This is a genomic window from Massilia glaciei (genome assembly GCF_003011895.2).
GTDB lineage: Bacteria > Pseudomonadota > Gammaproteobacteria > Burkholderiales > Burkholderiaceae_D > Telluria_A > Telluria_A glaciei.
Map to the genome: position 1 here is coordinate 1 of NZ_PXWF02000023.1, position 1,275 is coordinate 1,275.

2 protein-coding genes are annotated in these 1,275 nt (G+C 72.9%); both read left to right on the plus strand.

The annotated features are described in order from the left end of the window. A partial coding sequence (locus tag C7C56_RS01680) for a CerR family C-terminal domain-containing protein (protein ID WP_106755772.1) occupies positions 1–626 on the plus strand: 626 nt, incomplete at its 5' end. Further along, positions 623–1,275 (plus strand): TolC family protein (locus C7C56_RS01685; protein ID WP_181372977.1); only part of this gene is annotated, 653 nt, incomplete at its 3' end. The genes C7C56_RS01680 and C7C56_RS01685, both read left to right, overlap by 4 nt.

Genomic DNA, 1,275 nt, shown 5'->3' on the forward strand with positions numbered 1-1,275 from the left:
AACAGGGCTTCGCCAAGACCTCGACGCGCGAGATCGCGCTCGCCGCCGGCACCAACGTGGCCGCCATCAGCTACTACTTCAACGACAAGGCGGGGCTGTACCGGGCCGCCTTCGTCAAGCCGGCGCCCAACGCCCAGGACGAGATCGCCGAGTTCACGGCCGTCGGCGCCAGCCTGCGCGAGTCGCTGCGGATGTTCTACGCCCAGTTGCTCGCCCCGCTCAAGCAGGGCGACCTGGCCCGGCTGTGCATGCGCCTGTGGTTCCGCGAGATGCTCGAGCCGACCGGCCTGTGGCACGAGGAGATCGACAACGGCATCCGCCCCGCGCACGCGGGCCTGGTGCTGGTGCTGGGCCGCCACCTGGGCGTCAAGGAGCCCGGCGACGACGTCGCAAGGCTGGCCTTCAGCGTGGTCGGGCTGGCGCTGCAGCTGATGGTCGCGCGCGACGTGATCGACAAGATCGGCCCCCAGCTGCTCGCCACCGAGGACGCGATCGACACCTGGATGGCGCGCCTGGTCGACTACGCCGAGGCGATCGTCGAGGCCGAAAAGAAGCGCTTGGCCGCGCCGCCAACATCAAAAACATCAAAAACATCAAAACCAGTGAAAAGAAAGACCAGTCCATGATCCGACTCCGTACCCTCCTGCTGGCGGCCGCCCCGCTGGCCCTGGGCGCCTGCGCCGCCAGCGCGCCGCCCGCCAGCGTGGCCCCGTTGCTGCCGGCCCAATGGCAGGCGCCGCTGCCGCACGACGGCAAGCTGGGCGACCTGTCGCAATGGTGGCGCGGCCAGGGCGACCCGCTGCTGGCGCAGCTGATCGAGGCGGCGCAGCGGGTCAACCCGACGCTCGCGTCCGCGCAGTCGCGCATCGCCCAGTCGCGCGCCGAGCGCGTGGCCGCCAGCGCCGCCCTGCTGCCCTCGCTCGACGCGGCCTCGAGCGTGAACCGCGCCAGCCAGCAAAGCGCGCTGCCCGGCGGCACCACCAGCCAGGCGGCGCTGCAGTCGTCGTGGGAGCTCGACCTGTTCGGCGGGCGGCGCGCCGCGCGCACGGCGGCGCAGGCGCGCCTCGCCGGCGCCGAGGCCGGCTGGCACGAGGCGCGCGTCTCGGTCGCGGCCGAGGTGGCCAACCAGTACTACGGCCTGCGCGCCTGCGAGCAATTGCTGATCGTGGCCAGGCAGGACGCCGCCTCGCGCGCCGACACCGCGCGCCTGACCGAGCTGACCGCCAAGGCCGGCTTCCAGGCCCCGGCCACGGCGGCGCTGGCGCGCGCCAGCGC